We start from the raw sequence: 5,898 nt of genomic DNA, 5'->3' as shown, positions 1-5,898 counted from the left end.
CGGTTGGCCCGTAACTGTTGTGGAACCTGGCGACGGCGCCGAAGCGGGCTACGAGATCCGGTGAGCACACATCGCCACCGACGACCACGGATTCCAGCGTGGTCAATTGGTCGGCATCGACGGTGCCCAGCACCGCCGGTGCCCCGATCGTATGGGTGACCCGCTCGGCCTGCATCAACTCGGTGAGTTCGGTCCCGCCGTAGATCTCCGGGTCGGCGATGACCATCGTTGCGCCGGCGGAGAAGGCCTGCACCATCTCGAAAACCGAGGCATCGAACGACGCCGAGGAGAACCGCAGCATCCGCGAGGCTGCGGTAATGCCGAGTTCGGGGCGCCCGGTCGCGGTAAACGAACCGAGTCCCGTGTGGGTGACCATGACACCCTTGGGCAGCCCGGTCGAACCGGAGGTGTAGATGACGTAGGCCGGATGCTCGGCGCGCAACGGGCGCGGTAGGTCGGTGCTTGTAAGCGGCGCGCCGGTGATCGACGGCGAATCAGGGGTGTCGAGGCACAGCCAGGTGGTGTCGGTACCCGGCAGCCCATCGCGTACGCCGGCCAAGGTGAGACCGAGCGCGGCGCCGGAGTCGGTGAGCATGTGGATGATGCGTTCGGCCGGGTGCGTGGGGTCGATCGGGACGAATGCGCCCCCCGTCTTGGCGATTGCCCAGACCGCGACGATCGCCTCGATCGAGCGGGGGAAGGCCACCGCGACAAAGGTTTCCGGTCCGGCGCCATGGGCGAGCAGGATCCGGGCGAGACGGTTGGAGCATGCATCCAGTTCGCGATAGGACACCGTGCGCTCCCCCGCGGCCAGCGCCACACCGTCGGGGTTGGCCGCCACTCCGGCGGCCAGGATCTCGGGAAGCAGGATCGGGGCCGGGCCGGTACCGCCCGTCGCGGGCACGAGAACAGTTCGCTCGGCGCCGGTGAGCAGGTCCAGCTCCCCGATGCGGGTGCCGGGGTCGCGGGTCAGGTCGTCCAGCAGCGTGAGATAGCGGTCGAGCAGGCTTCGCGCCGTCTCGTGCTCGAACAGGTCCGTGGCGAAGTTCAGTGTCGCGACAACATCGGACGATTTGTTCGATTCCGTGAGTCGGAGTGTCAGTTCGAACTGTGCTGTGCCGGTCTCGAATTCGGCGACGGTGACAGACAGATCGGGGAGCTCGAGGCTGTTCGCCTGTGCGTGGTCGTAGGCGAACGCGACCTGGAAAAGCGGGCTGTGCGCCTGGGACCGGGCCGGGTCGATTGCTTCAACGAGGCGCTCGAACGGGATCTCGGTGTGCGCGAAGGCATCCAGATCGACATCGCGGACCGCCGCGAGCGTCTCGATGAACGTCGCGGCGGGGTCGATATGGGTGCGTAGCACGAGGGTGTTGACGAACATGCCGACCAACGCTTCGAGCGCGGGGTCGCCGCGCCCGGCTACGGGCGTGCCGACCACGACGTCTGTCCCTGCTCCCATGCGGGAGAGCAGGACGGCGAAGGCGGCGTGGGTGGCCATGAAAACCGACACCCCGTGGTCGGCGGCCAGCGAACGAACGCGGTCGATCAAGCTGGGGTCGACGGGTGCCTTCACCGTCGCACCGCGATACGAGGCCACCGCAGGGCGGGGCCGGTCGGCGGGCAGTTCGATGACCTCGGGGGCGCCGGCCAACTGGTCGTGCCAGTAGTCGATCTGGCGGGCAGCCAGCGAGTGCGGGTCGCTCTCGTCGCCGAGGATTTCGCGTTGCCAGAGGGTGTAGTCGGCGTACTGCACCGGCAGCGGCGCCCAGTCGGGGGCATGGCCGTTGCGGCGGGCACTGTAGGCGGTGACAACATCTCGGGCCAACGGTGCCGTGGAGACGCCGTCGGCGCTGATGTGGTGCACCACAACCGCGAGCACCCATTCGTCGCCGGTGTACAACAGCTCGGCCCGCACCGGGACCGACGCCGTGACGTCCATTCCTGCGCCGAGAAGCTCGACGAGGCGGGCGGGAACATCCTCTGCGGCAACGTCGATCACCGGCAGGTCGATGCCGACCCGCTCGACCGGCAGAACCACCTGGATCGGTCCGGTATCGGTGTCGGGGTAGACGGTGCGTAGTGGCTCGTGGCGTGTGATGACGTCAGTGATGGCGGCGCGGAGGGCAGGGATGTCCAAGTCGCCGGCGAAGCGGATGACGATGGGGATGTTGTACGTCGCCGAGTCGGGGTCGAAGCGATTGAGGAACCACATGCGGGATTGAGCCAGCGACAATGGGACCCGGTCAGGGCGAGGGTTGGCCTGGAGTGCGGGTCGCGCGACACGCTCGGCGGCCGCCATGGCGGCCGCGAGTTCGGCGACGGTCGGGTTATCGAACAGCGTGCGCACCGGGAGGGTGACGGCGTGGTCGCGGCGGATGGCGCCGATGACGCGAGTCGCAGACAGCGAGTTGCCGCCCAACGCGAAGAAGTCGTCGTCGCGTCCGACGCGTTGGCTGCCGGTGATTTCCGCGAAGACCGCGGCGATATAGCGTTCGTCGTCCGATGTGGGAGCGATGTATTCGGTTGCAGCCCACTCGGGTTCGGGCAAGGCGCGTTCGTTGAGCTTGCCGCTGGGAGTCAGCGGGAACTCCTCGACCGGAACCACCACGTTGGGCAGAATCTGGCGCGGCAGGATCTCGGCGGCATGTGCGCGAACCGCGATGGGATCGACTTGGGCACCGGACTCGGGCGTCACATAGGTGACGAGCACAGTGTCGCCGTGGGGCGCGGTCAGAGTGCGGGTATGGGCGCGCCGGATGGCGGGGTGGCTGGTGAACGCGGCGTTGATTTCACCGAGTTCGACGCGGTTGCCGCGGATCTTGACCTGATGGTCGCTGCGTCCGAGGTATTGGATGACGAGCGGTGCTGCCACGGACGAATCCGTCGCAGTGTTGTTGGCGCTGTACTGCCAGCGCACGACGTCGCCGGTGCGGTATAGCCGTTCACCAGGTGCACCAAAGGAGTTGGCCACGAATCGCACCGACGACAGTCCGGGCTGATGGTGGTAGCCGCGGGCCAGTGCCGGTCCGCCGAGGTATAGCTCGCCGGGCACGCCGACCGGGACGGGGCGAAGCCGTTCGTCGAGGACGAGGCCGGTCATCCCGAACATCAGACTGCCGATCGTGATCGGTTGTCCAGCAACGAGATCCGCAGTGGTAGAGATATCGGTGGCTTCGGTGGGGCCGTAGCCGTTGCGCATCTGCCGGCCCGGCGCCCACCGGTCGACGAGGGCGGTCGGGACGGCTTCGCCGCCGACGCCGAGAACGACGAGGTCGGGCAAGTCGGCGTGTTCGACCGTGGCAAGCAGAGCCGGGGTGATCAGGGCATGGGTCACTCGGTGAGTGACGAGGAAGTCGGTCAGCTCGGTGCCGGCGAGCCCCTGCGGGGTGATCACGAGGGTAGCGGCGGTCGACAGGGCCGAGATCTGCTCTCCGACGGCCATGTCGAAGCTGGGTGTGGCGTTGTGCAGGAACCGGGAGGTGTCGGTGATGTGGTAGCGGACGCGGCGTTCTTCGGCGAGGTTGGCCAGGCCGGTGTGGCTGACCACGACACCCTTGGGGCGGCCGGTGGAGCCGGAGGTGTAGATGACGTAGGCCTGGTGCTCGAGGCGTAGCGGTTCGGTCCGGTCGGCGTCGGTGATCGGTGCGCTCGACAGGGCCCGGCCGTGCAGGGTGTCGGTGTCGAGGGTGTCGAGGTTGAACCAGGGGATGTTGCCGGTGGGCAGTGCGGTCCGAGCGCCGCTGGTGGTGAGGCCGAGGACCGCGCCGGAGTCGGTGAGCATGTGCCCGATCCGCTCGGCCGGGTAGTCGGGGTCGATCGGGACGAACGCGGCCCCGGTCTTGGTGACGGCCCACACCGCGAGCACGGATTCGGCACTGCGTGGAACTGCAACGGCAACACGGGTTTCGGCGCCCACGCCGTGGGACAACAGGAAGCGGGCCAGGCGGTTGGCACGGGCATCGAAATCTCGGTACGAGGTTTCGCGGCCTTCCCACACGACCGCTGCCCGGTCGGGCGCGGTCGCTACTGCCGCCGCGATGATGTCGGGCCAGGTCGCAGTCGGCATGCCCGCGGGGCCATGCACCGGGACGAGCCGAGCGCGTTCGCCGACGGTAAGCAGATCGATCGCGCCGACGGGCATGGCCGGATTCGTGGTGAGCTTGTCGAGTAGGCGCAGGTAACGGTTGAGCAGGTCACGCGCGGTGGCTTCGTCGAACAAGTCGGTTGCGAAGGTGAGTGCGGCGGTGAGGCCTGTGGTGTCGTCGGTTTCGGTGAGGCGCAGGGTCAGATCGGATTTGGCGACGCCGGTTTCGAATGGTTCGAGGGTGGCGGCGAGGTCAGGCAGTTCCAGGGTGTTCGCCTGGGCGTGGTCGTAGGCGAAGGTGACCTGGAACAGCGGGCTGTGGGCCTGCGAGCGGGCCGGTGCCAGGGTTTCGACGAGGCGCTCGAACGGGATGTCGGTGTGGGCGAAAGCATCCAGGTCGATGTCACGGACAGCGGCAAGGGTGTCGGTGAAGGTCGCGGTGGGGTCGATGTGGGTGCGCAGGACGACGGTGTTGACGAACATGCCGATCAGGTCGTCAAGGGCGGGGTGGCTGCGGTCGGCGACCGGGGTGCCGACCACGACGTCGTTTCCGGCACCCAAACGGGAGAGTAGCACCGCAAACGCAGTGTGGGTGGCCATGAAAATCGATACGCCGTGGTCGGCGGCCATGGCGCGGACTCGGTCCATCACGTCGGTGTCGACCGAGGTCGTGATGGTGCTGCCGCGTTGGGACGCGACCGGGGGTCGGGGCCGGTCGAGGGGTAGTTCGATGACTTCGGGTGCTCCGGCCAACCGGTCGCGCCAGAAGGCGAGTTGAGTCGCGGCGAGCGACTCCGGGTCGGTCTCATCGCCCAAAACCTGGTGTTGCCACAGGGTGTAGTCGGCGTACTGCACCGGCAGCGGCGCCCAATTGGGAACCTCGCCACGGGCCCGGGCCGCGTAGGCACGCATCACATCGTGGGCGAGAGGTGTGGTCGACACACCGTCGGCGCTGATGTGGTGCACCACGACGGCGAGGACCCAGTCCTCGCCGGTGTGCAGCAGTGCGCCGCGGATCGGGATCGATTGGGTGAGGTCGAAACCGGCACCGAGCACCTGCGCCAGTTGCGCCGAAACCTCGTGCGCAGCAACCTCGGTCACCGGCAAATCGAACCCGGCCTGCTGCGGGGTGAGAACGACCTGGACCGGGCCAGCAGCGTCCTCGGGGAACACGGTGCGCAGCGACTCGTGCCGCGCCACCACGTCACCGATGGCGGCGCGCAACGCGGCCACGTCGAGATCACCCTCGAGGCGGATCACGATCGGGATGTTGTACGCGGCCGACTCCGGGTCGAACCGGTTGAGGAACCACATCCGGGACTGGGCCAGCGACAACGGAATCCGGTCCGGCCGCGGACGGGCTTCGAGGGCAGGACGGGCATCACGCTGGGCATCGGCGAGCACCGCAGCGAACCCTGCCACCGTGGGGGCATCGAACAGGGCGCGGATCGCGACCGTGACTCCGATCCGCTCGCGCAGTGTGCTGGCCATTCGTGAGGCCGAGAGTGAATTCCCGCCAAGGGCGAAGAAGTCGTCGTTGCGTCCGATCCGCTGGGCGCCGGTGATCTCAGCGAACACCGCGGCGACCATCTCTTCCAGCGGCGTGCGGGGTGCGATGTATTCGGCTGCGGCCCAGTCCGGTTCGGGCAGTGCCTTGCGGTCGACCTTGCCGTTGGGGGTGAGCGGCACCTCTTGCAGTTCGATGATCTGCTTGGGGACCAGGTGCGTCGGCAGCAGTGTGCGGGCATGGTCGAGCAGCTCTGCGACACCCACGCTGTTTGCTTGGGCGGGGTGGACGTAGCTGATGAGGGCGT

General features: G+C 67.8%; 1 protein-coding gene. It reads right to left on the bottom strand.

The genetic code is table 11. The features are described from left to right. Nucleotides 1–5,674: amino acid adenylation domain-containing protein (locus tag A8G08_RS23590; protein WP_425394593.1), on the bottom strand; the 5,674-nt coding region annotated here is incomplete at its 3' end. Nucleotides 5,675–5,898: the final 224 nt, after the last annotated feature.

This window comes from Aldersonia kunmingensis (assembly GCF_001646865.1).
Classification (GTDB): Bacteria; Actinomycetota; Actinomycetes; order Mycobacteriales; family Mycobacteriaceae; genus Aldersonia; species Aldersonia kunmingensis.
The sequence above is the reverse complement of the archived record's forward strand: the minus strand, read 5'-3'. Positions and strand labels throughout refer to the sequence as shown.